29 protein-coding genes are annotated in these 24,314 nt (G+C 34.2%); 24 read left to right on the top strand and 5 right to left on the bottom strand.

Annotated elements, in window-relative coordinates; genetic code table 11:
* Window positions 1–22 precede the first annotated feature (22 nt).
* The 6 genes from AC22L0_RS10120 to lpdA all read left to right on the top strand — a co-directional run bounded on the left by AC22L0_RS10120 (window position 23) and on the right by lpdA (window position 6,583).
* On the top strand, window positions 23–1,219 hold the full coding sequence (locus AC22L0_RS10120) for an MFS transporter (RefSeq protein WP_000664567.1): 1,197 nt from the start codon (window positions 23–25) through the stop codon (window positions 1,217–1,219).
* A gap of 42 nt (window positions 1,220–1,261) precedes the next feature.
* Window positions 1,262–1,741 carry a DinB family protein gene (locus AC22L0_RS10115; protein WP_000233797.1) on the top strand — a complete coding sequence of 160 codons (480 nt, stop codon included), beginning with the start codon at window positions 1,262–1,264 and terminating at the stop codon, window positions 1,739–1,741.
* Window positions 1,742–1,910: 169 nt separating this feature from the next.
* Entirely contained in the window at window positions 1,911–2,909 is a 999-nt protein-coding gene (gene acoA / locus AC22L0_RS10110) for an acetoin:2,6-dichlorophenolindophenol oxidoreductase subunit alpha (RefSeq protein ID WP_087967032.1), read from the top strand.
* Window positions 2,910–2,926: 17 nt separating this feature from the next.
* Window positions 2,927–3,961, top strand: coding sequence for an acetoin:2,6-dichlorophenolindophenol oxidoreductase subunit beta (acoB, locus tag AC22L0_RS10105; RefSeq protein WP_087967034.1), 1,035 nt, complete (start codon window positions 2,927–2,929; stop codon window positions 3,959–3,961).
* Between the two features lie 27 nt (window positions 3,962–3,988).
* Window positions 3,989–5,188, top strand: coding sequence for a dihydrolipoamide acetyltransferase family protein (locus tag AC22L0_RS10100; protein ID WP_000257764.1), 1,200 nt, complete (start codon window positions 3,989–3,991; stop codon window positions 5,186–5,188).
* A 15-nt stretch (window positions 5,189–5,203) separates the two neighbouring features.
* Entirely contained in the window at window positions 5,204–6,583 is a 1,380-nt protein-coding gene (lpdA, locus tag AC22L0_RS10095; protein ID WP_000041211.1) for a dihydrolipoyl dehydrogenase, read from the top strand.
* 85 nt (window positions 6,584–6,668) lie between these two features.
* Here the strand turns inward: lpdA and AC22L0_RS10090 are convergent, their stop codons facing one another.
* Entirely contained in the window at window positions 6,669–7,262 is a 594-nt protein-coding gene (locus AC22L0_RS10090; RefSeq protein WP_061656032.1) for a hypothetical protein, read from the bottom strand.
* Between the two features lie 220 nt (window positions 7,263–7,482).
* Between AC22L0_RS10090 and AC22L0_RS10085 the strand changes: the two genes are divergently transcribed.
* From AC22L0_RS10085 to AC22L0_RS10075, 3 genes are all read left to right on the top strand, one after another.
* A complete protein-coding gene (locus AC22L0_RS10085; RefSeq protein ID WP_098281305.1) occupies window positions 7,483–8,106 on the top strand; it encodes a DUF4085 domain-containing protein in 624 nt (207 codons plus the stop codon).
* Window positions 8,107–8,191: 85 nt separating this feature from the next.
* Window positions 8,192–8,593, top strand: coding sequence for an Rrf2 family transcriptional regulator (locus AC22L0_RS10080; RefSeq protein ID WP_000877650.1), 402 nt, complete (start codon window positions 8,192–8,194; stop codon window positions 8,591–8,593).
* Window positions 8,594–8,682: 89 nt separating this feature from the next.
* Complete coding sequence (locus AC22L0_RS10075) at window positions 8,683–9,282, top strand: class I SAM-dependent methyltransferase (RefSeq protein ID WP_002196577.1); 600 nt, start codon at window positions 8,683–8,685, stop codon at window positions 9,280–9,282.
* A 64-nt stretch (window positions 9,283–9,346) separates the two neighbouring features.
* Here the strand turns inward: AC22L0_RS10075 and AC22L0_RS10070 are convergent, their stop codons facing one another.
* Complete coding sequence (locus tag AC22L0_RS10070) at window positions 9,347–9,844, bottom strand: hypothetical protein (RefSeq protein WP_000838469.1); 498 nt, start codon at window positions 9,842–9,844, stop codon at window positions 9,347–9,349.
* A gap of 250 nt (window positions 9,845–10,094) precedes the next feature.
* Between AC22L0_RS10070 and AC22L0_RS10065 the strand changes: the two genes are divergently transcribed.
* The 7 genes from AC22L0_RS10065 (at window position 10,095) to AC22L0_RS10035 (ending at window position 15,302) form a co-directional block, all read left to right on the top strand.
* Window positions 10,095–10,859 (top strand): DeoR/GlpR family DNA-binding transcription regulator, encoded by a 765-nt coding sequence (locus AC22L0_RS10065; protein ID WP_087967038.1) that lies wholly within the window; start codon window positions 10,095–10,097, stop codon window positions 10,857–10,859.
* Window positions 10,860–10,876: 17 nt separating this feature from the next.
* On the top strand, window positions 10,877–11,473 hold the full coding sequence (locus AC22L0_RS10060) for a GNAT family N-acetyltransferase (RefSeq protein WP_000635686.1): 597 nt from the start codon (window positions 10,877–10,879) through the stop codon (window positions 11,471–11,473).
* The gene (locus AC22L0_RS10055) at window positions 11,446–11,784 is read left to right on the top strand and encodes an NIPSNAP family protein (RefSeq protein ID WP_000499983.1); all 339 of its coding nucleotides are present in this window, start codon (window positions 11,446–11,448) and stop codon (window positions 11,782–11,784) included. Before AC22L0_RS10060 ends, AC22L0_RS10055 begins: the two co-directional genes overlap by 28 nt.
* A 313-nt stretch (window positions 11,785–12,097) precedes the next feature.
* Window positions 12,098–13,948 (top strand): sigma-54-dependent Fis family transcriptional regulator, encoded by a 1,851-nt coding sequence (locus tag AC22L0_RS10050; protein ID WP_065703923.1) that lies wholly within the window; start codon window positions 12,098–12,100, stop codon window positions 13,946–13,948.
* Between the two features lie 112 nt (window positions 13,949–14,060).
* Entirely contained in the window at window positions 14,061–14,318 is a 258-nt protein-coding gene (locus tag AC22L0_RS10045) for a DUF3977 family protein (protein WP_065703926.1), read from the top strand.
* Between the two features lie 136 nt (window positions 14,319–14,454).
* The gene (locus tag AC22L0_RS10040; RefSeq protein ID WP_139894525.1) at window positions 14,455–14,694 is read left to right on the top strand and encodes a DUF3953 domain-containing protein; all 240 of its coding nucleotides are present in this window, start codon (window positions 14,455–14,457) and stop codon (window positions 14,692–14,694) included.
* A 149-nt stretch (window positions 14,695–14,843) separates the two neighbouring features.
* On the top strand, window positions 14,844–15,302 hold the full coding sequence (locus AC22L0_RS10035) for an SRPBCC family protein (RefSeq protein ID WP_000006411.1): 459 nt from the start codon (window positions 14,844–14,846) through the stop codon (window positions 15,300–15,302).
* A gap of 27 nt (window positions 15,303–15,329) precedes the next feature.
* On the opposite strand, the gene AC22L0_RS10030 is transcribed toward AC22L0_RS10035, so the two are convergent.
* The gene (locus AC22L0_RS10030) at window positions 15,330–15,746 is read right to left on the bottom strand and encodes a hypothetical protein (RefSeq protein ID WP_065703928.1); all 417 of its coding nucleotides are present in this window, start codon (window positions 15,744–15,746) and stop codon (window positions 15,330–15,332) included.
* 96 nt (window positions 15,747–15,842) lie between these two features.
* Here AC22L0_RS10030 and AC22L0_RS10025 point away from each other — a divergent pair, with 96 nt between their 5' ends.
* Window positions 15,843–16,280 carry an NUDIX hydrolase gene (locus AC22L0_RS10025; RefSeq protein WP_000062927.1) on the top strand — a complete coding sequence of 146 codons (438 nt, stop codon included), beginning with the start codon at window positions 15,843–15,845 and terminating at the stop codon, window positions 16,278–16,280.
* A 35-nt stretch (window positions 16,281–16,315) separates the two neighbouring features.
* On the opposite strand, the gene AC22L0_RS10020 is transcribed toward AC22L0_RS10025, so the two are convergent.
* On the bottom strand, window positions 16,316–16,927 hold the full coding sequence (locus tag AC22L0_RS10020; RefSeq protein WP_000798551.1) for a TetR/AcrR family transcriptional regulator: 612 nt from the start codon (window positions 16,925–16,927) through the stop codon (window positions 16,316–16,318).
* A gap of 159 nt (window positions 16,928–17,086) precedes the next feature.
* On the opposite strand from AC22L0_RS10020, the gene kynU reads away from it, so the two are divergent.
* The 5 genes from kynU to AC22L0_RS09995 all read left to right on the top strand — a co-directional run bounded on the left by kynU (window position 17,087) and on the right by AC22L0_RS09995 (window position 21,554).
* On the top strand, window positions 17,087–18,373 hold the full coding sequence (kynU, locus tag AC22L0_RS10015; protein WP_087967042.1) for a kynureninase: 1,287 nt from the start codon (window positions 17,087–17,089) through the stop codon (window positions 18,371–18,373).
* A 2-nt stretch (window positions 18,374–18,375) separates the two neighbouring features.
* Window positions 18,376–19,005 carry an arylformamidase gene (gene kynB, locus AC22L0_RS10010; protein WP_000858061.1) on the top strand — a complete coding sequence of 210 codons (630 nt, stop codon included), beginning with the start codon at window positions 18,376–18,378 and terminating at the stop codon, window positions 19,003–19,005.
* A gap of 32 nt (window positions 19,006–19,037) precedes the next feature.
* Window positions 19,038–19,877, top strand: a complete 840-nt coding sequence (kynA, locus tag AC22L0_RS10005) for a tryptophan 2,3-dioxygenase (protein WP_000661957.1) — start codon at window positions 19,038–19,040, stop codon at window positions 19,875–19,877.
* A 119-nt stretch (window positions 19,878–19,996) separates the two neighbouring features.
* Window positions 19,997–20,914 carry a serine hydrolase domain-containing protein gene (locus AC22L0_RS10000; protein WP_061654645.1) on the top strand — a complete coding sequence of 306 codons (918 nt, stop codon included), beginning with the start codon at window positions 19,997–19,999 and terminating at the stop codon, window positions 20,912–20,914.
* 16 nt (window positions 20,915–20,930) lie between these two features.
* Window positions 20,931–21,554 carry a Pr6Pr family membrane protein gene (locus AC22L0_RS09995; protein ID WP_087967044.1) on the top strand — a complete coding sequence of 208 codons (624 nt, stop codon included), beginning with the start codon at window positions 20,931–20,933 and terminating at the stop codon, window positions 21,552–21,554.
* Between the two features lie 146 nt (window positions 21,555–21,700).
* Here AC22L0_RS09995 and AC22L0_RS09990 read toward each other — a convergent pair whose 3' ends face one another.
* Window positions 21,701–22,033, bottom strand: a complete 333-nt coding sequence (locus tag AC22L0_RS09990) for a DUF3889 domain-containing protein (protein ID WP_000734903.1) — start codon at window positions 22,031–22,033, stop codon at window positions 21,701–21,703.
* Between the two features lie 144 nt (window positions 22,034–22,177).
* Here AC22L0_RS09990 and sleB point away from each other — a divergent pair, with 144 nt between their 5' ends.
* Together sleB and ypeB are read left to right on the top strand one after the other, a co-directional pair.
* On the top strand, window positions 22,178–22,957 hold the full coding sequence (sleB, locus tag AC22L0_RS09985; RefSeq protein ID WP_001249053.1) for a spore cortex-lytic enzyme: 780 nt from the start codon (window positions 22,178–22,180) through the stop codon (window positions 22,955–22,957).
* Between the two features lie 15 nt (window positions 22,958–22,972).
* Window positions 22,973–24,313, top strand: a complete 1,341-nt coding sequence (gene ypeB, locus AC22L0_RS09980) for a germination protein YpeB (RefSeq protein ID WP_487272255.1) — start codon at window positions 22,973–22,975, stop codon at window positions 24,311–24,313.
* Window position 24,314 lies beyond the last annotated feature (1 nt).

Genomic DNA, 24,314 nt, shown 5'->3' with positions numbered 1-24,314 from the left:
AATTTTTTATGGAGGAATTTAAATGAAAGAGCGGAATGAAAGTCATTTTTGGATATTTGTATTAATAGGAATCTTTCTTATTATAACAACAACTGGTTTCGCCCGTATGGCATATGGAATTATACTGCCATTTATGCAGGAAGGACTTCACTTATCTACGGCTCAATCAGGTATGCTAGGAACCATACTTTTTTTAGGTTATTTATTAACTGTAGGAACATCTGGAATATTTACTATCCGTTTTGGCGCAAAATCAGTTTTATTAATAGGCAGTTGGTTCGTCGTTATAAGCTTAATGGGATTAGCGTTTGTTTCTTCATTTTGGATAGTTGCTTTTTGTATGCTATGTGCTGGAGCTGGTAGTGCTCTTGTATATACACCACTCATGTCAATAACGGTAGGGTGGTTTCCAGACAAAAGAGGAACTGTAATGGGATTGTTATTAAGCGGTGCAGGTATAGGTATGCTATTTAGTGGAATAATTGTTCCTTATGTAGTGCGCACATTTCCTGAGTATAGTTGGCGTGGTGCATGGTTTTTGTTTGGAGTTATTACATGTATCATTGTATTTGCCGCTTCAGTTGTTTTGAAAAATCCAGAAGTTACTGAAGATGAGCAAAAAATGAGTAATAAATCGTTTTTATGGAAAACGAAAGAACTATATATCATTGCATGGATGTATTTTATTGTTGGTGTTGTATATTTAATTCCAAATTTATATCAAACTAGTTTTATGATTGATAGTGGTATCTCAGCATCAATTTCGGGGACTGTTTATGCAATTGCTGGCATCTTTTCAATCGTAGGAGCATCTGTCTGGGGATTTATTTCGGATCGAATTGGTATAAAGAAGAGTTTATGTAGTGCGCTTTTATTAGCTATTATAGGTGATATGGCTCCAATTATATTTGGAAATATAACTGGTTTTATCGTGTCGGCAATTATTTGGGGTTCTAGCCTCGGAGGTATACTATTATTAATTCAAGTTGCAGCTTCAAAGCAAGTATCTCCGAAATATGTCTCAATGGCAATTAGTTTTATATCTGTTTTCTATGCAGTTGGGCAAATGATTGGACCTGGAATTGCGGGCTGGGTTATTGGGAGAAGTGGTTATGCATTAGCTTATGTATTAGGTGCTTTCGGTTTCTTTATGTGCATATGTATGGGGTTATGCTTAAAAAGAGGAAATCTTACAAACTCAGCGTATTTAGAGAAGTGAGTATTGTCATGAAATGAATCTTTTTAACAGGAGGGAAGAAAAATGGTCCATGTGAAAGATGTATTAGCAGATCAGTTATTAGCAAATGCAAATGATCCCAGTTGGTATATGCCATTTTCAGATGCAGTTAAGGATTTATCTGAGAGGGAAGCTTTCTGGAAACCGAATGAAGAGAGTAATAGTATAGCTGAAATCGTACAACATTTACTGTATTGGAACTCTACGTGGCAAACTAGGTATAAAGAATCAAATGTTAATGCAGTACCCTCTATAGGAGATAATAACAAAAGTTTTATGCTTTCAGATAATCAAACTTTCGATGAATTACGGGAAAAACTACTAGAAAAACTGTTACAATGGCAAAATCTTATAAATGAAGAAAAGGTTGAAAGTGATGTAGTAGGATTTCCTGTTTCTGCAAAGTGGTGGGAAGTGTTAGCGAATGTAACAACTCATAATGCATATCATATTGGCCAAATTATTTACATCCGAAAATTACAGCAGAGCTTTGATAATGAATAAGATAATAGTTCTCAAATTAGGTGAACAAAAGTGGACAAAACGAGACAGATGTCTCATTTTGTCCACTTTTTTATTATGAAAGAAAAGAGAAAACCTATTAAATCAAGGATTAGAATTTGGCACGGTACTTGCAATATAAAAGATGATCAAGAAAATAGGAGGGCTGGACATGTTAAAAACAACTGAAAGTAAAGGGAATGAAATTACGAAAGAACAAGCTCGTTGGATGTATGAAAAAATGTTAGAGATTCGTAAGTTTGAAGATAAGGTACATGAATTGTTCGCGCAAGGCGTTTTGCCAGGTTTCGTTCATTTATACGCAGGTGAAGAAGCGGTAGCAGTTGGTGTATGTGCCCACTTAACGGATAGTGACAGTATTACAAGTACACATAGAGGTCATGGACATTGTATCGCAAAAGGTTGTGATTTAAATGGTATGATGGCTGAACTTTTCGGGAAAGCGACAGGATTATGTAAAGGTAAAGGCGGTTCCATGCATATTGCGGATTTAGATAAAGGAATGCTTGGTGCTAATGGCATTGTAGGCGGGGGTTTCCCACTTGCTTGCGGTTCAGCATTGACAGCTAAATATAAAGGAACAAAAGATGTAAGTGTTTGTTTCTTCGGTGACGGAGCAAATAATGAAGGAACATTCCATGAAGGGGTTAATTTAGCGGCGATTTGGAAGTTACCAGTTATTTTTATTGCAGAAAATAACGGTTACGGTGAAGCAACTACATTTGAATATGCTTCAAGTTGTGATTCTATTGCGGATCGTGCAAAAGCTTATAATATTCCAGGCGTTCAAGTAGATGGAAAAGATCTTCTAGCTGTATATAAAGCTGCTGCAGAAGCAGTGGAACGTGCGCGTAATGGTGATGGTCCAACAATTATTGAATGTATGACATATCGTAATTACGGTCATTTTGAAGGTGAAGCGCAAACATATAAAACATCAGAAGAAAAAGAAGAACATTTAAATGAAAAAGATGCGATTGTGAATTTCCGTAAGCATTTAATTCATGAAGGTTTATTAACGGAATTTGAACTTGTTGATATGGAAAAAGCAGTAGATGATGCAGTACAAAGATCCATTGAATTTAGTGAAAATAGTCCATACCCAGACGATGAAGAATTATTAAAAGATGTATACGTTTCTTACAAATAAGAGGAGGGTGAAAAATTATGACTAGAACAGTAAGTATGTCAACTGCAATTAATGAAGCGATGAAAATCTCAATGCGTCGTGATGAAAATGTAATTTTAATAGGTGAAGATGTTGCAGGCGGTGCACAAGTTGATCATCTGCAAGATGATGAAGCTTGGGGTGGTGTTCTTGGTGTTACGAAAGGACTTGTACAAGAGTTTGGCCGAAATCGTATATTGGATACACCAATTTCTGAAGCGGGTTATATGGGAGCTGCGATGGCAGCTGCTGCAACTGGGTTACGTCCGATAGCTGAGTTAATGTTTAATGATTTTATCGGTAGTTGTCTTGACCAAGTATTAAACCAAGGTGCGAAATTCCGTTATATGTTTGGAGGTAAAGCAAAAGTACCCGTTACAGTACGTACGATGCATGGTGCTGGTTTTAGTGCAGCAGCTCAGCATTCACAAAGTTTGTACGCATTATTTACGAGCATACCAGGTATTAAAGTTGTTGTTCCTTCCACGCCGTATGATGCAAAAGGCTTATTATTAACAGCAATTGAAGATGATGATCCAGTAATCTTCTTTGAAGATAAAACACTTTACAATATGAAAGGTGAAGTGCCGGAAGGGTATTATACAATTCCTTTAGGAAAAGCAGATATTAAACGAGAAGGTTCTGATGTAACAATTGTCGCAATCGGAAAACAAGTTCATACAGCACTTGCAGCTGCAAAGCAATTATCGAAAAAGGGGCTTGAAGTAGAAGTAATTGATCCACGATCTTTATCACCGCTTGATGAAGATACTATTTTATCATCTGTTGAAAAAACAAATCGTCTTATCGTTATTGACGAAGCGAATCCAAGATGTAGTATCGCAACAGATATTGCGGCAATTGTAGCGGATAAAGGTTTTGATTTGTTAGATGCACCTATTAAACGAATTACAGCACCACATACACCTGTTCCGTTCTCACCACCACTTGAAAAGTTGTATTTGCCAACGCCAGAAAAAGTAATTGAAACTGTATCAGAAATGATTGGAGACCAATCTTTATTACATGTGTAATAAAACGATGAGAAGGGAGAGAGACACATGGCTGTAGAAGTTGTAATGCCGAAGTTAGGTATGGCGATGAAAGAAGGTATTATTACGAGCTGGAATATTAAAGCAGGCGATAATGTAGCAAAAGGAGAACTGATTGCTAGTATTAATTCAGAAAAAATTGAAACGGAAATTGAAGCGCCAGCTGATGGTACGGTACTTGATATAGCTGTAAGTGAAGATGAAGGAGTGCCGCCTGGTACTGTAATTTGCTACATCGGTAAACCGAATGAAAAAGTAGAAATGCAGGAAAGCACACATGTTATAGAAGAAAAAACATCTAATATAGAAGTACAAAATGTACAAAATCAAGAACCAAATGGGAAAGAAGTATCAAAGCAAAGAATTAAAATTTCACCTGTAGCGAAGAAAATTGCAAAGTCTGAAAATCTGGATATCAAGGCATTAGTTGGTACAGGTCCTGGCGGAAGGATTACAAAGGCAGATGTATTAAAGGCGCTAGAAGAAAGAGTAGCAAATCCAGAAGTACCTGAACAAGAAGAAAGTACAGTCGTTCCTGTTACTGGTATGAGAAAAGCAATTGCGAGTCGTATGCATGCAAGCTTACAAAATAGTGCGCAATTAACGTTAACGATGAAAGTAGATGTTACAGATTTAGTTGCATTACATAAAGACATAGCGGAAGTTGTGCAAAAACGATACGAAAACAAACTAACCATTACGGATTTCGTTTCTCGTGCTGTTGTATTAGCGCTTAGAGAGCATAAAGAAATGAACAGCGCTTATATAGATGATGCCATTCATCAATTTGAACATGTGCATTTAGGCATAGCAGTCGCATTAGAAAAAGGATTAGTCGTTCCAGCTATTCGCTTTGCAAATAATTTATCTTTAGTAGAGTTGTCTAAAGAGATTAAGGATATGGCACAAAAGGCGCGAGCAGGTAGCTTAAGTAGTGATGATATGCACGGAACGACATTTACAATTAGTAATTTAGGTAGCTTTGGTATTGAATATTTCACACCTGTATTAAATACACCTGAGACTGGTATTTTAGGTATTGGCGCAATTGAACATGTTCCTGTATATAAAGGGAAAAAATTTAAAAAAGGTAGTATGTTACCTTTAAGTCTAACATTCGATCATCGTGTACTAGACGGTGCACCAGCAGCTGCATTTTTACGCACAATTAAATATTATTTAGAAGAACCTATAACAATTCTTTTATAAAGAGAAGGTGAGAGAATGAGTAAATTAGTTGTAATTGGAGGCGGACCAGCTGGATATGTAGCGGCAATTACCGCGGCTCAAAATGGAAAAGAGGTCACTCTTATTGATGAAGCTGACCTTGGCGGAACGTGTTTAAATGTTGGGTGTATGCCGACGAAATCATTGTTAGAAAGTGCAGAAGTGCATGACATTGTGAGAAAAGCGAATGATTATGGGGTTACGCTTAATACAGGAAGTATATCAATTGATTGGGATCAAATACAGGCAAGGAAATCACAAATCGTAATGCAACTCGTCCAAGGAATACAATATTTAATGAAGAAAAATAAAATTAAAGTTGTAAAAGGAAAAGCGAAATTCGAAACGGATCATCGTGTGCGAGTTGTACAAGGAAATAAAGAAGAAGTAGTGGATGGAGAGAGGTTTATTATCGCAGCTGGTTCCGAACCTACAGAATTACCATTCGCTCCGTTTGATGGAAAATGGATTTTAAATAGTAGCCATGCGATGTCTCTTGAGAGTGTACCATCTTCATTGTTAATCGTTGGCGGTGGTGTAATAGGATGTGAGTTTGCAAGTATTTATAGTCGCCTTGGGACAAAAGTTACGATTGTTGAAATGGCACCGCAATTATTACCAGGTGAAGATGAAGATATCGCACATATTTTAAGAGAGAAATTAGAAAGTGATGGCGTAGAAATATTTACAGGAGCTGCTTTAAAAGGATTAAATAATTATAAGAAGCAAGCTTCATTTGAATATGAAGGTAGTATCCAAGAAGCTAACCCGGAATATGTTCTCATTTCTGTCGGCCGAAAACCACGTGTACAACAATTAGATTTAGAAAAAGCAGGGGTTCAGTTTTCAAATAAAGGGATTGCTGTGAACGAACATATGCAAACGAACGTATCACATATTTACGCAGCTGGTGATGTGATCGGTGGAATTCAGCTTGCTCACGTTGCCTTCCATGAAGGAACGACAGCAGCATTACACGCAAGTGGAGAAGACGTGAAAGTAAATTATCACGCTGTGCCTCGATGTATATACACAGCTCCAGAAATAGCTAGTGTCGGGTTAAGTGAAAAAGGTGCAAGAGAACAATATGGTGATATTCTCATCGGAGAATTTCCTTTTACAGCGAACGGAAAAGCTCTTATTTTAGGAGAACAAGTAGGGAAAGTAAAAGTCATTGTGGAACCTAAATACCAAGAAATTGTAGGGATTTCTATTATCGGTCCTTATGCAACTGAACTTATTGGTCAAGGAACCGTAATGATTCATACAGAAGTTACCGCTGATATAATGAGAGATTATATTGCAGCACATCCAACTTTATCTGAGGCGATTCATGAAGCGTTAATGCAAGCAGTAGGACATGCTGTACATGCTTAAATAGAAATATGATAAACCACTATTCTCTAAATGAAAGAGAGAATAGTGGTTTGAATTTTTATAGAAGAAATTAAATGTCTTATTACTATTTAATTTCAATCGCTGAAGTAATATCGTTCCAATCAGCAGCTAAATTAGCAGTTTTACCGTACCAATCAGCATGTTTAAATAAAACGCCTTTTCCATATCCTTGTGTTGAAGTGTGCTCCCAAAGTGTCGTTGAATAACTTGCAGAAGGTGACGCTGTACTTACAGAAGAAATTCTGTCATTCCAGCTAGATGGTAAGTTTTTAAATCCGCTGCTCCAGTAAATGTATTGGCCACCTTTATCTTTATGTTCATAAAAATCAGTACTACCAGCACCGCTACCTAAAGGATTAATTTTATTTTTAATTGCTTTTTTATCCTTTTCAATATACGCATCTAATGTTTCACGACTAGTAAAACCATAAGCTAGCCAATCCCCATTTTCATTTTGCTCTGGTAATACCATAGTAATTTGGATATTTTTCTTATCCTGATCATTTAATTTTGCAAATGAATTAACATTTTGTTCATCCACTTTTAAATAATCAAATGACTTAATTGTGTTGCTTTTTTCTTCAGCACTTACCACACCTAGTCCTCCAGTTAATGCAAAACCCGCTACTAATGTTCCTGCTACTAATTTCTTCAACATATAACCATCCCTTTTTGTTTGAATTTTTGTACAGGTGAATCTTGTACAGCTAAAATGTATTCTAATTTTATACTTTTGTAAATATTCTGAAGTTTTGGAAAAAATAGGCGGAATATTTACAGTTTTACATTTTTTCTTTAGAAAAAATAGTTATTGGAATGATATAATAAGTGGATATATTGTTTTTACTGGATTTAAAAATGTTTTAGGAGAGGTGTCATTGAAATATTTTACAAGAGATTGGTATAAAAAAATGCAAGTTTTAGAATTTGTAAGTTTTATAGAGTCTATAAAAGAATGGTCAGAAATGGATATACAAAGTTTAAAGGAAGAAATAGAGGAAAGGAAAATAGATTTATTAAAATTCCTTCCTGAATCGATATACTCAATTATACAAAACATCACAATTAATTCAGAATACCCATCAGGTGAACTGAAAAAACGTATGCAAAAGTGGACAACAGATTATGAGAAAAGAGTGGCACAATTAGATCAATTATACGTAGAATATTTTAATTCCATTGAGAAAAAACTTCCGTCAAATGTCGCTCAGTTACACAAGACATCACTACACGATAGTGTAATTAAAGTAATAAAGAGAGAATCAGAAGATACTTTGTCTATCGTATTAGATTGCAGTGGTACTTTTAGTGAATTTGATAAACTTGAAGTAACCTTTATAGGAGTAACAAAGTGTTCTATGCCGGAAAGCTTTGAAAATGCTTGGTGGTTATATCATGAAATAGCTCTTACTGAAGATGGTTTTGAACTAGGTGTTTTATTTGACTCTCCATTTAGAGAAGTGACGATTTGCGCGGCAGATGTATTACTTGTGAAGAAATAATGTTGTATGGAGTATTACAAACGTTTGACATAATAAAAAAATAAAGTTATTGTAGATACATGAAGTCTACAATAGGAGCTGTATTATGAAATATTCTAAAGCTACAAATTATGCTCTTCATACAATGCTTTTTCTGGCAAAGGCTACACCAAATAAGTTAGTTAGTGTTCACCAATTAGCAGAAATGCAAAATGTTTCACCAACGTACTTGTCTAAAATACTAACTAAGTTGACGAAGGAAGGGATGATACATTCATCATCTGGTCCAAAGGGCGGTTACTCGCTTAGTAAGAATTGGGAAGATATTTCATTTTTAGATATTATACATGCAATTGAAGGTAAAACATCATTGTTTGAATGTTGTTTACATGACAAACCTGGATGTTTAATTAATGAAGTAATGCTTGCAGCAGAAGAGAAAATGGAAGAAGAGTTACGAAATCAAAAAATCGTAGATCTTGCGAAAAAAATAAAAGTGGATTTTTAATCTGCTTTTATTTTTAAATTAATTAAGGATAAAAAGACTCTTCGATATCTTTAATTGTAGTTAGAAAATGATATGAAGAAGGAGAGAAGATGATGACTAAATTTTGGAATGATCGATATAAATCAGATGAATATTTTTACGGGGAAGAACCTAATACATTTATTAAAGAACAAGCATTTCGTTTAGCAAATCACAATAAAGTAATAGCTTTCGCGGAGGGAGAAGGTAGAAATGCTGTATTTCTAGCAAGACAAGGGAACGAAGTAACAGCTATTGATTATTCGGAAGATGGATTAGAGAAGACAAAAAAATTGGCAGAGAAGCATAACGTAAACGTGCATACAAAAAAAGTAGATTTATTAGCTGATAGTTTGCCAGAAAATGAATATGATGCAGCAATTATGGTATTTGGACATTTTCATGATAATTATAAAAAAATGATATTAGGTAAAATGATACAAACGATAAAGCCTGGTGGTTTAATTATGTTTGAAGTTTACTCAAAAAAACAAATAAACTATAGTACTGGTGGACCAAAAGATGTTGATATGCTGTATGATCCAATTGATATCCTTACTTGGTGTGAAGAACATAAGGTAATTCATTTCTTTAATGGCGAACAAGAGCGAATTGAAGGGAAAGGGCACACTGGTTTAGCTGATGTTATTCAAGTTGTTATTAGAAAATGAATATAAGTGTTAATGAAAGTTAAATGTATGAATGTAAAAGACCAGTCATGTAAGACTGGTCTTTCTATTTAGATACTAAATTATCAAGCTTCCAATATGTATCTGTTAACGGCGCTGCTTTGCTATCTATGTATAAATACATATTATTTAAATCTTTTGGTGAAGTTTTCAGTTCAAACACAACGTCAGTAGTTAAAGAGAATTCGTGTGGAACATTTTTATAGTGCTCGTCATCTATCGGATGAGCTTCACCTTCATATTTCTGACCAGTTTTTTCATCTTGTATGAAATATTTTATTTCCGAAAGATCAATAGTTTGTCCATCGTCCCGAACATTATTAATCATAACACGAGTAGTAAGGCGTCGCTCTTTGTCTATTTTTTCAAACTTTGCATTTTCAACTGTCGCTCTATAGTATTCGTTTTTAACTATTTCTCCATAGTGCATTGCATTCTTTTCGAGAGCGCTCTTTTCTTGTTTTGATGTAGTATTGCTATTACATCCTGTTAATATTCCAGTAAATAATAATGCTGTACATGTCGTTTTGATTAATGATTTCATAGTAATCCCTTTCTGTATTAAAAAGTAAAACATAGGAATAATTTTACATCAACAGGAAGGTAAATGAAAGTATTTTTGCGTAATATACAGATATACATTTATTCGGTTGGCAAATTAATGGGATAGAAAGCGGGAGAAGACTGTATAAAACGGAATAAATAAGAACTGAAAATATTGTAAAACAGAAGAGGCATACATATAATTAAAATAAAGTTTAAGTTTCTGAATCTTCAATAACGGTGGTGATAACATGTTTACTGAAGAACGTCGAGAGAGAATCTTAGAACTACTTAATACAGATGGAAGAGTAATCGCAAAGGAACTTGCGGAAAGATTTGAAATGTCTATTGATTCTATAAGAAGAGATTTGTCTATTATGGAAAAGGATGGTTTATTAAAAAGAACGCACGGAGGTGCAATTGAACTTACGCGAGTGAGGAACTTAGCTGCGGAACCAGCTAAACGTTATAGTGATAGCTCAATATATGAGAACACAATTGCAAAAGTTGCGGCATCTTATATACAAGAAGATGATTCTATTTTTATTGGCGAGGCTTCCATTCATAATGCGATGCTGAAATATTTACCGGAAGTATCATTTACGGTTATTACGAATTCTATAGAAATAGCTGGTCATCTAAGAGAAAATAAGAACATCGATACATATTTAATTGGTGGAAAAGTAAAGCCTTCAGGAAATATTACTGATACATTTGCCTCTGAATTGATAAGTAGATTTTCTATTGATCTTTATTTCTCTACAGGTGGAGGCATTTCATTACAAGGTATTAGTACTGCAACACCTGAAGTTGCTTATTTTAGTAAAAGAGTAAGTGAAATTGCTAGAAGAAATATTTGTTTAGCTCCGCATAATAAACTTGGAATAGATTGTTTTATAAGAGGAGAGTCTCTAAAAGAAATTGACCTTATTATAACTGACGAAGAGGCTAGTAAAGAAACTGTTCAGGAATTTGAGAAACAAGGTAAACAAGTTGTAATAGCGCCATTATATTGATTTGAAAGGAGTTTGACATGATTGTAAAAGAGCAAGAGTATCATATAAATGGATTAACTTATACAATTCGTTCTGCAGCTGAAAAAGATGCTGAGCAGTTATCGAAAATTAGAGTTCAGATTGATGGAGAAACTGAAAATATGGATAGAGATGCTGGAGAGGGATTTATAGATGACCTAGGGTTTCAAAAAATAATAAAAACAGATAGTGAAGAAACGAAGAATCTCTTTTTAGTTGTAGAAGTGCACAATCGAATTGTTGGATTTTCAAGATGTGAAGGATCAAATTTTAAGAGATTATCTCATAAAGTGGAGTTTGGCGTTTGTATTTTAAAAGAGTTTTGGGGATATAGAATGGGGAAGAGCCTATTACAACAATCTATTAAATGGGCTGACGAAAATGCAGTAAATAAAATATCTTTACAAGTATTAGAGACAAACGAGAAAGCTATTCATCTTTATAAAAAATTAGGTTTTGAAGTAGAAGGCATTTTGAAAAATGACAAAAGACTATCGGATGGAAAGTATTATAATACGGTAGTGATGGGAAGATTTACTAATACTTTTCATGAAAGAGGTGAAGAAGTATGTTTTACAGAAGGAAGTACTATGTAGTGAAAAATGAATTCATAGAAGTATTTAATGATCATTTCAATCACACGAACTTACCTAATCAATTAAAGCATGGTTCTAGGCTAATAGGACGCTGGATGAAAGATAATAAGAATGGTACGTCTGAAGTATTTGCCATATGGGAATATGATAGTTATGAACAGTATAATGAAATAGAATCGAAAATTAGAAGTGACGAGAGGCATATTAAAGGAATACATGAATGGTATGAAAACCATGGCGGGAAAGAATATGTTTTACAGGAGTACATAGTAGAGATGAAAAATGAAGAGTTAGTATGTACTGTAAAGTAGCAGAGGGGTGAGGGATAAGAGAAATTAAAACAAAATTATATTTTAGTTTAGCATCCACTATTTTATTTGCAATAGCCGTGATTGTTTTCTTTATAAATGGTAATCCACAAAAGTGGTTTTGGTTATGTATTTTCTTTGCGTCCATTATACAAAATATAGTGCTACTAAAAAAGAATAAAGAAGTGCATTAAGATATTCAAATTATTAACATATTTGTGTCGTCTTGCTAGTTGTATTGAAAACGCTTTTATTCAGTTTTATAATAAAAGTATGTTTTATAAATCTCCAAAACAATTAAAAGGGAGATGATACAATGTTAGCTTCACCGTTTTACTTACATACATGGAAAAAGTTTGTTAATGAAGGTGTTCTTGATTCAAATCGCATAAATCAAAGAATTTCAGAATCGTGGCATCGATGTAAACAGGCTAATGTTAATCCTCATATGAATAAAGGTCAGAAAATTTTGTCTTCTAACATTTTTCAAGAACAAAAGAAAAAGAGTGAAATTTTCCTTGATATCGCATTACCTCAAATACAAAATATGAGAAAAACCATTGATGAACTACAAATGATGGCATTATTAATCGATCCAGATGGTTATGTTCTATCGTTAAGTGGAAATAAACAAACGTTAAAGCGAGCGAAACATATTAATTTTATTGAAGGTGTAAAATGGACGGAATCAGCTGTTGGCACAAATGCAATTGGAACAGCGCTAGAAATTGAAGAAGCTATTATGATAAGTGGTACTGAACATTACACCGTGGCATCTCATAGCTGGAGTTGTGCGGCTGCTCCCATTCATAATGATGATGGGAAATTAATTGGTGTTCTAGATTTCTCGTGTCCGATTGAATTTTCGCATCCATATATGCTCGGTATGGTAACTTCAATTGCACATGCGATAGAACGTGAATGTAGCATAAGAGTTCATCAAAATGAATTACACTTAATCCATCGTTTTTTAGATGTCATTGATAGTGATGAACAAGTAGTTATTTGTAATCATCGTGATGTTATCGTTTCTGCGAGTAAGAGCGTTCGTGAACGAATAAATAATTGGTCAAGAATGAAACTTGAAGAGTTAATGCACCATGGATTGGAAACTAAATTAGAGATACCAGTATATAGTAATGAAAGAATGATTGGGAAATGTATGTATTTAAAGGAAAATAAACAAATGAATACATATTCTGCTCTCACATTTATAAAAGGGATTACTTTTTCAGGAGTTACCGGGACAAGCAGAGCATTTCAACACACACTAGAAGAAATTAAGCTTGTTTCACCGACTGATGCTAGTGTGTATGTATGTGGTGAGACAGGAGTAGGAAAGGAATATGTCGCGAGAGCGATTCATGAAAATAGTCCAAGAAAAGACGGGCCCTTTATAGCTGTTAACTGCGGTTCTTTGCCTAAAGAATTAATGGAAAGTGAATTGTTCGGTTATGCTGAAGGTGCGTTTACAGGTGCGCGACGTCAAGGATATAAAGGGAAATTTGAACAAGCAAACGGAGGAACATTATTTTTAGATGAAATTGGTGAAGTACCACCAGAGATGCAAGTAGCATTATTGCGTGTTTTACAAGAACGCACAATAACTCCAATTGGGAGTTCAAAATTGGTACCAGTAAATATTCGTATTATTACTGCCACACATAAAGATTTACTACGGTTAGTAGAAGAAGGGAAATTCCGTCAAGATTTATATTATCGTTTGCACGTTTATCCGTTATATGTTCCATCGTTAATAGAAAGAAAAGAGGATATCCCATATTTTATACAACACTTTTGCGAACAGAAGAATTGGAATGTTGTATTTCCAAAGAGTATATACAATCAATTTTTACAACATACATGGCCCGGAAATATTCGGGAACTAGTAAATGTATTAGAACGCATTTACATTTTGTCGCAAGGACGGGAAATATGCGAAAAACAAGTAGATTTTTTGTTACAAACAATGAGGGGAAATCAACAACAACTTGAGTTACAAGTTGAAAATAAAACAGAACATACATTACATTTTCGCGAAAAAATACAGCGTGATAGCATGATTGAAGCATTACAAAAGACAAATGGAAATGTTTCGTTAGCTGCAAAACTATTAAATGTACCCCGTAGTACATTTTATAAACGAATGCAAAAATATAAGTTATAAAGTAGATTTTTGCAATCTACTTTTTCTTTGTGGGCTCATGTTCTGTCGGAATGTGCGCTTACCGGGGAAATAATAGAACAGTTAGAAATTAATTTCCGAAAGGGGGACTTATGTGAAGTATATTGAAATTGGCTTCGGAAATAGGTGGTTCGTTCGAACAGAAACTGAAAATAAAGATGGAACTGAATTTGAGGAACGAGGAATTATAAAACCTATTTATTTTGAGTCTTTATATGTACGAATTTGGTTTCGGAAAACGTGTTTTATTTTTGATACGAAAGAAGGGTTTAAAAAAACTAAGAAGAGGAGGATTGAATATAAATTTATAGTTGGAATTGTAAGTAGACTGAATAAAGAAAAAGTGGGCTAACATGCGTAGTTATATTGGACAGGAAATTCTTTTGACTTATATCAAATTCATGAAAAGCACATTTACTAAATATAAATTGTTAATAAAACCGCTAAGGGAACTTAGCGGTTTCTTTTTAAAAAGGGAGGGTTTGCGTATGAATAGGATCGTAACTTTTTTACTTGCAATTATTATAATGGGGTATTCCATTTATAGTTGGAATGATGCTTCGGAACAGAGTATGCTAATTTTACAAACGCTTATAGGGATTATGTTAGTTAGTTTAGGATTACAAAATATAAAGAATAACGAAAAAGAAATTAGAAGTATAGGGATTACTTTACTACTTCTGGCTTTATTTTTAATTGTTGTATCGTTAATAAAATATTTTGCATGAATAAGTTTTTAAATTAATAAAAAATGATTTTTTATAGAATTCTCCTCACAATAAAAAGTTAAAATTCTACTTGTATTTCACTATATAAAATATGGCATAATGATTTAGTTAAAATAGAAATGGATAGGGTATTTGAGAGGGGCAGTATAATGAGTTTTGCAATTGAAATAGTAATAAAAGCACCATTGGATGTTGTATGTGACTACATAATAGAAGATGAAAAAATAAAAGAATGGAATACGTTTATAATAGAAAATCGCTATCCTTCAAATATGGATAAAGAGAATCCACGTGTAGGAGATAAATATATTACTGTTCAAAAAGTCGGTAAGAAAATATTCGAGGCTGAAGTAGAAATCCTTGAATACAATGCACCGCATATTATTTCACTTGGTAGTGAAATGAAGCAAGGATATTCAGCAATGACTTATATGTTAGAAGAAGATGAGGAAGGTACAGCACTAACATTAATTTCAGAATATGAACCTAGTAATTTTTATTATAAAATGATGTATAAGTTAACAGGCTGGATTTCACGAGGTTTAACTATAGAACAAATGGAACGTCTAGCAGAATGTGTAGAAGCTGCTTATCATAAAGAAGATTAATATTAAAAATATATTAAGGTAAAAGCGTTACTCAATCTCATGAGTAACGCTTTTACTGTTTGAAAATTTTTCATTGAAAATCTCAATAGCTCTTTCATATATTTCTTTATCAACACAAAATCTTTCTGTTATCCAATAATTAAGTTCAGAAGATGTAATGATTTGTTCTCTTTTCTTACCTTGGAAATATCGTTTTAAAACATTATCATTAATAGAAGTTGGAATACCATCGATATAACCGAAAATCTGAATTTTCTTTAATACAGGAGATGTATGCCAATCGTTAGACCTTGAAATAAGTTCTTTCATATTTGATAAGTGTATTGGTTCTTTTACTTTTTCTTGATGAGCTTTAATAAGCTCATTTAAAAACTTTAAGCTAGTAGGCTGTTTTGTCGTTCCTAAAAATGATAGAAAGCTATTTACTAGTTGTACTTGGGTCATTTTCTTATCCTTTCTATATAGAAATTGTTATTGGTATTATTATAGAATATATGTCAGAAAATACAGTTATTCATTAATGGAGTGGGAGAGAATTATATGTCGATGTCGCTATATTATAAAAAAATCCGGGAGCAATTAGGACATGAACTAATATTCATGCCAAGTGTAGCTGCAGTTATTAAAAACGAGCAGGGAGAACTCTTATTTCAATATCCTGGCGGAGAATATTGGAGTTTGCCGGCTGGAGCAATTGAACCTGGAGAAACTCCAGAAGAAGCAGTAATTCGGGAAGTATGGGAAGAAACAGGATTGAAAGTACAAGTGAAAAAACAAAAAGGGGTATTTGGAGGGGAAAGGTTCCGTCATATATATCCGAATGGCGATCAAGTAGAATATATTGTTGTTGTGTTTGAATGTGAAATTACTAGTGGAAAACTGAAATCGATAGATGGTGAATCTTTAAAACTACAATATTTCTCATTTTCTGAAAAGCCTCCTTTAGCACTACCATACCCGGATAATATATTTTTATAGATGTAAAATAGCACACCTTATTTATTGAAGGTGTGCTATTTATATAACCCGGTCGTATACATCTCCGTTAACGTATACACAATTTCCTCTAAGTTAATCTTTTTGTCATTTTGCATAATAGTCCAAAGAAACGATTCATTCATCGCGAACCAACCGCGTGCTACAATCTCTTTATTTAAATTAGGTTGTGCTAATCCACTTTCTTGAGAGTAAGTAATATCCTGTTTAATGCTTGTTATAAAACGTTCCCGAATCTCATCCCATTTTTGCCGTATTTCTCTTGATAATCCTATCGCTTCCTCTACAACTTGCAAAATAGCGCGTTCTTCATCTGCTAATTGCAGGAATGCTCTAACTTGATTTTGGATCATTATACGTGCTTCCTCTTTTGTTTGTGGAGAAAAAGAGCGTTCAGCGATATTATAAAAACGATTCATAACATCTTCCATTAAACTAATTAGGAGATCATCTTTGTTTTTGAAGTATACATATGCTGTACCATATCCGGTTTCTGCATGTTTAATAATTTGTGTAATTGTCGTTTTTTGAAATCCGTTACGTATAAAAATAGTGTAACCAGAGTGTAATAGTTTCTTCTTCGTTTCTAAGGAGCGGTGTTTTCTTGATGAAAGGGTACTGTTTTTCAAAGAATCACCTCTTTATACTGAAATATCTGAAAATATAATTGTATTGTAAAAGAAGTTCATATATAAAGTCAACTGACATAATATCATTGACGTTATATCAATTAAGGTGATATATTTCAATTAGTTAGAATAAAAAGAAAATTAAGAGAAGGTGACACCATGTATAAAGAACCATTTCAACCAACTTATGAGTATGCGCTTGAATGTGATAAACATGATGAACTGAAAGATTTTCAAACTGAATTCTATAAAAAAGAAGGTACTATATATTTAGATGGAAACTCATTAGGGCTACTTTCAAAAAGAGCAGAGAAATCATTACTTACTTTGCTAGATTCGTGGAAAGAGTATGGTATTGACGGCTGGACAGAAGGTGAGCATCCGTGGTTTTTCCTTTCAGAGAAATTAAGTAAACTTACAGCCCCTCTTATTGGAGCTTTACCGGAAGAAACTATTGTAACCGGTTCCACAACTGCGAATATACACCAAGTTATTGCGACGTTTTATGAGCCGAAAGGAATACGTACAAAAATACTTGCGGATGAATTGACTTTCCCATCAGATATTTATGCACTTCAAAGTCAAATTCGTTTAAAAGGATTAGATCCAGAGGAGCATTTAGTAAGAGTGAAAAGCCGAGATGGTAGAACACTTTCTGAAGAAGATATTATCCATGCGATGGAAGATGATATCGCTTTAATTTTATTACCTTCTGTTTTATATAGAAGTGGTCAAATTCTTGATATGAAACGTTTAACAACGGAAGCTCATAAACGCGGCATTCACATTGGATTTGATTTATGCCATTCAATAGGATCTATTCCGCATCATTTCAAAGATTGGGATGTCGATTTTGCTGTTTGGTGCAATTATAAATATTTAAATGCAGGACCGGGTAGTGTTGCAGGCCTTTATGTAAATAGTAAACATTTTAATAGACTGCCAGGATTGTCTGGATGGTTTAGTTCTAGAAAAGATAAACAGTTTGATATGGAGCATACATTAACAGCTGCCGATCATGCAGGTGCTTATCAAATTGGTACACCGCACGTATTAAGTACAGCACCTTTAATTGGTTCTCTTGAAATGTTTAAAGATGCTGGTATTGAACGTTTACGCGAAAAATCTTTACATATTACAAGATATATGCTGAATTTAATTGATCACGAATTAAAAGATTTCGGATTTACAATTGGAAATCCATTAGAGGATGAAAAACGTGGCGGGCACATATATTTAGAACATGCAGAAGCAGCACGTATTTGTAAAGCGCTAAAAGCAAATGGAGTTATCCCTGATTTCCGAGCACCTAATGGAGTAAGACTTGCGCCGGTCGCTTTATATAACACATATGAAGAAGTGTGGAAATCTGTACAAATATTAAAGAAAATTATGAAAGAAGAAGAGTATAAACAGTTTGAAAATAAGCGAGAGGTTGTGGCATAAGCATGAAAACATCAGAGTGGATTGATATTTCACAACCGCTAAATAATGATATTGCAACGTGGCCAGGAGACACACCGTTCTCATATGAAGTTTCATGGTCAAAAGAAGAAAGTGGCTCAGTAAATGTTGGAAAGTTAACGATGAGTATTCATACAGGCACTCATATTGATGCACCATTTCATTTTGATAATGATGGAAAGAAAGTATTGGATTTAGATGTTCAAGTTTATGTTGGCCCAGCACGGATTATTGACGTTTCTAATCTTGAAAGCATCGGAAAAAAGGAATTAGAAAGCTTTCATTTAGAAGGTGTAGAACGATTATTATTACGTACATCTTCACATGGAAAAGCTGAAGAATTTCCAGATGTGATCCCTCATTTACGTGCAGACATAGCACCTTTTCTTTCGGAGAAAGGTATTCGTTTAATCGGAGTAGATGTCCCATCAGTTGATCCGCTAGATGATAAAGAATTAGCAGCGCATCATCAATTATTTAAACATGGAATTCATATTTTAGAAAATGTCGTACTAGATCATGTAGCAGACGGTGATTATGAATTGATTGCATTACCACTTGCATTAACTGATGCGGATGGAAGTCCAGTTCGAGCCGTTATTAGACCAATATAAGTAGAATCATATAAAAGGGGCGTTTGGCTAATATGAAAGAAAATGAAAAAGTAATTATGGAAAAAGGGATTCATACGGATTTTAAAGAGAATATGACGTATGGGGAATATTTACAATTAGATAGTTTACTATCTTCTCAAAAAAGATTATCAGACCATCATGATGAAATGTTATTTATCGTTATTCACCAAGCAAGTGAGCTTTGGATGAAGCTCATTTTACATGAGCTAAATGCGGCGATTGAATCTATTAAACAAGATAAATTACAACCAGCTTTTAAAATGTTAGCACGTGTATCAAAAATTCAGTCTCAAATTATTCAATCTTGGGATATTCTTGCGACATTAACACCATCAGAATATATTGAGTTTCGTGATTCACTCGGTCAAGCTTCAGGTTTTCAATCGTATCAATATCGTATGATTGAGTATGCACTTGGCTATAAAACGCCACATGCATTAAAAATTTATGAAAAGGATCCAGAATTACATGCACGACTTCATAAAGCGCTACATGCACCAAGTCTATATGATGTCGCGATTCAAGCATTAGTAAAAGAAGGATTTCCTATTCATAAAGATGTGTTAAACCGTGATATTACGCAGCCTTATGAAGAAGATGCAACAGTAGAAGCAGCATGGTTAGAAGTGTATGCGGATGTGAAAAAATATTGGAATTTATATCAGCTTGCTGAAAAATTGATTGATATTGAAGACTGGCTACAACAATGGCGTTTCCGTCATATGAAAACAGTAGAAAGAATTATTGGACATAAAATGGGTACAGGTGGATCCTCCGGTGTTTCTTATTTAAAGCGAGTACTTGATCAACAATTCTTCCCAGAGCTTTGGAATGTTCGTACGAAATTATAAAAATAAACCTGTCAGTTCATTATGGCTGACAGGTTTATTTTTATTTGAGCACAATTATGTTTAAAATGAAGGAACAAGATATAATAAATGGATTAACTATTTAAATGGAGGTAAAGTTTTTGGATTTCAAGCAACTAGAAAATAAATTCGAAAAGAAAAAAGTGAATACATTTCTTGTTTATCAAAAAGGACAATTAACAACTGAGTATTATAAAACACCCGAATGTGCAAATAACTTATATAAAATAAATTCGATTACAAAAAGTATCGTATCTTTATTAATTGGTATTGCAGTTGATAAGGGCTATATAAATGATATACATACACCGATCACAGAGTGGATTGAAAATGTACCTAGGGGAAAACATAATTTAACACTATATCACTTATTAACAATGACTACTGGTGAGGACTGGAAAGAGTTTGGGAATGGAGTAGTATTCCCAAATGACTTTGTAGAATCACAGAACTGGGTACAGTACATATTAGAAAAGCCAATAATTGAAGAACCTGCTACAAAAATGAATTATAATTCAGGTTCTTCTCATTTACTGAGCTATATTATTCAAGAAGCTACTGGAATGTCGACAGAGCGGTTTGCAAAGAAATATTTATTTAATCCATTAGAAATTAACGAATACGAGTGGCAACAAGATCCGCAGGGTATATATGTCGGCGGCTTCGGTATGAAAATGAAATCTACCGATTTATTAAAATTAGGAAAATTATGTTTGCAAAATGGATATTGGAATGAAAAAGAAATTGTATCAGCGAAATGGTTAGAAGAGTCAAGTAGGGCGCATTTTGAAACATATGAACATGTCGGCGCATATGGATATCACTGGTGGGTATTACATACCGAAAGATTTCACATACCGTATTGTATATATTTCGCTATGGGATACGGCGGACAATACATCGTTATCATTCCTCAGTTAGAAGTAGTAGCTATTATAAGTAGTCATATGCCAAAACGTGGGCTCGTTCCATTAAAACTATTTATTGAGCATGTACAGGGAAATTCTAATTATATATAAGAAAAGGAGGGAATGTATGAAGGATGAAAAAATTTTATCTTTATTTAGATTCTGTTTAAGTCTTCTAGTATGTAGCGCCATTATTACGCAATTCATAATCAGGGCACAAGTGAAACCGTTCAATCCAGTTAACTTTTTTAGTTTCTTTACTATCGAAAGTAACATTTTAGTTGCATGTATTCTCCTTTTAAGTAGTATCGGAACAGCTACATTTGGTCGCTCAGAGCAGTTTAGTATACTTCGTGGTGCGGCGACGGTATATATACTTACGACAGGACTCGTTTATTTTTTGTTACTAAGAGGGTTAGAAGAGTCACTTCAAACGGCAATACCATGGGTAAATACTGTGCTACATTATATCATGCCGATTACAATGCTTTTAGATTGGATTTTAAATCCACCTATTAAGAAAATCACTTGGAAACAAGCTACAAGTTGGCTTTTATTCCCGTTTTTTTACGTTGTATATAGCTTAATACGTGGTCCAATCGTGAATTGGTATCCATATCCGTTTTTAGATCCGAGAATAGGTGGATATGGTAAAGTACTTTTATACAGTATAGGGATAGCAGTTGTAATTGGTGCTATTTGTATATTGGTAAGATTTTTAGGGAATCGAAACTTTAGAAAAGAATTTTAGAAATGCAAGAACCCCACTGTGTCTGTTTTTAACAGTGGGGGTTTCACTTTATCCAGCTATTTGTCGGGCTGCCCGTAAAAGTCCGATTGGTGAGGGCTGATGATTAGTGGGAGATGAACAAAACCCCCACTGATTAAGGTTTCACTTTATCTACTCGTCTTCTGAAACGACAACTTTATAAATTTCTCCGTCTTCGTTTCAAATTCTACATCAACAAAAACACCGTATTCTTTTCCGTTCTCACGTAACCACAATTTAAATTTTTCAACAGTTATTTGAACTGTTTTTGGTTTTCTACCTATATGAAGATAGTCAATAATTTCTGCTTTTGGGTATTGTTCTTTCGTCTTTTCTACGGCAAGTTTACCCCATTTGGCATACGGCGGCTGCGCATGAACAATTGATGAGCCTGTATATATATTTGAACATGTTGTTAGGAACAGAATGACAAGTGCGACACGTTTTAACAATTTTTTCATGATGAACTCCTTTTATCCTTTTTTATATTGTTTACATATTTTTTCAACGATATTAGTTTGGATTTTTTTGTCTTCTTTACATAAAAGCGAGGCTTTTACAAAACATAACCAAGAAATCATTTCCGTAATTAAGGAGGGAAAATTATGCGCCAAAAAGCTATTTTTAAAATAGCAGTTTTACTTGCGTTCATAGGACTGTCTTTAATGGTCAGTAGTATACAATTAAAGAATGTAGAAGCTTTTTCTAATCAAGTTATTCAAAGAGGAGCATCTGGCGAAGATGTCATTGAACTGCAATCTCGTTTGAAATATAACGGGTTTTATACGGGAAAAGTGGATGGTGTTTTCGGATGGGGTACATATTGGGCACTTCGGAATTTTCAAGAGAAATTCGGATTACCCGTTGATGGTTTAGCTGGAGCTAAAACGAAGCAAATGCTCGTGAAGGCAACGAAGTATGACAAGTCAACTGCTAATAAAGGGACGACAACGAATAAAGGAAATAGCGGTGGCACTGCACAAGAGAATAAACCACCTCAAAATAAAGGGACAAATGTTCCGAACGGTTATTCTCAAAATGATATTCAGCTTATGGCAAACGCAGTATACGGAGAATCGCGTGGTGAACCGTATTTAGGACAAGTTGCAGTAGCTGCTGTCATTTTGAACCGTGTTACAAGTGCGTCATTCCCAAATACTGTTTCAGGTGTAATCTTTGAGCCTAGAGCATTTACAGCGGTAGCTGATGGGCAAATATATTTAACGCCAAATGAAACAGCAAAAAAAGCAGTTTTAGATGCGATTAACGGATGGGATCCAACAGGAAATGCTTTATATTATTTCAATCCAGATACCGCGACTAGTAAATGGATTTGGACTCGTCCACAAATTAAAAAAATCGGTAAACATATTTTCTGTAAATAGAGCGGAGGTGGGACAATGTTACGAGGTATTATCATTGTATTATTAACAGTCGGTGTAGTAGGAACAGGCTATTGGGGCTATAAAGAGCACCAAGAGAAAAATGCAGTTTTAATTCGAGCGGAAAATAGCTATCAACGTGCATTCCATGATTTAGCATACGAAGTCGATTTATTACACGATAAAATTGGCACAACACTTGCGATGAATTCACGATCATCTTTATCACCTGCATTAGCGGATGTATGGCGTTTAACATCTGAAGCTCGCTCAGATGTAGGGCAACTTCCTTTAACATTAATGCCATTTAATAAAACGGAAGAATTTTTAGCGAATATCGGTGATTTTAGTTACCGTGCAGCCATTCGTGATTTAGAAAAAGAACCGTTAAATGAGCAAGAATATAAAACGTTGCAAACTTTATATTCAAATGCAGGAAATATACAAGATGAACTAAGAAAAGTACAACATCTTGTTTTGAAAAATAATTTACGCTGGATGGATGTAGAAATGGCACTTGCATCAAATCGCGATCCAGCAGATAACACAATTATTGATGGATTGAAAACTGTAGAGAAAAACGTAACATCATATTCTTCTACAAACTTCGGACCGACCTTTACAAGTGCGCAAAAAAATAAAAAAGGCGGATTTGAAGCGGAAGGAAAGGCAATTTCTAAAGATGAAGCGGCGAAAATTGCCAAATCGTTTTTGAATTTAAAAGGAAATGAAAAAGTAAATGTTGAGAAAAGCGGAAAAGGTGCGAAAGAATCCTTCTATAGTGTGAAAATTAAAGATGAAGCAACGAACAACGAGTTCTATATGGATATTACCGGAAAAGGCGGATATCCAATTTGGGTTATGAATAACCGCGAAATTAAAGAACAGAAAGTTAGTTTAAACGATGCAGGTAGTAAAGGTTTGAAATTTTTAAAGGACCATAAGTTTAATAATATAGAGCTTTATGATAGCTCTCAATATGATAATGTTGGTGTATTTACGTATGTAGTAAATGAAAATGGAGTACGAATTTATCCAGAAGCAATCCAAATGAAAATTGCTTTAGATGATGGTTCTATCGTTGGGTTCTCCGCAAAAGAATATTTAGCGTCACATCAAAAGCGAACAGTTCCATCGGCAAAGCTAACTGCAGCAGAAGCAAGAAAGAAAATCAATCCGGATGTAAAAGTCATGGAAGAACGTAAAGCTTTAGTAGTCAATGATTTGCATAATGAAGTACTTTGCTATGAATTTGTAGGCACTTTAGGAAAAGATACGTACCAAATATTCATTAATGCTAATAGCGGGGCCGAGGAAAAGGTAAAGAAAATGCAAGCTGTTGAAAAAATTTATGATTAAA

The sequence above is a fragment of the Bacillus sp. LQ01 genome, assembly GCF_057624735.1.
The sequence above is the reverse complement of the archived record's forward strand: the minus strand, read 5'-3'. Positions and strand labels throughout refer to the sequence as shown.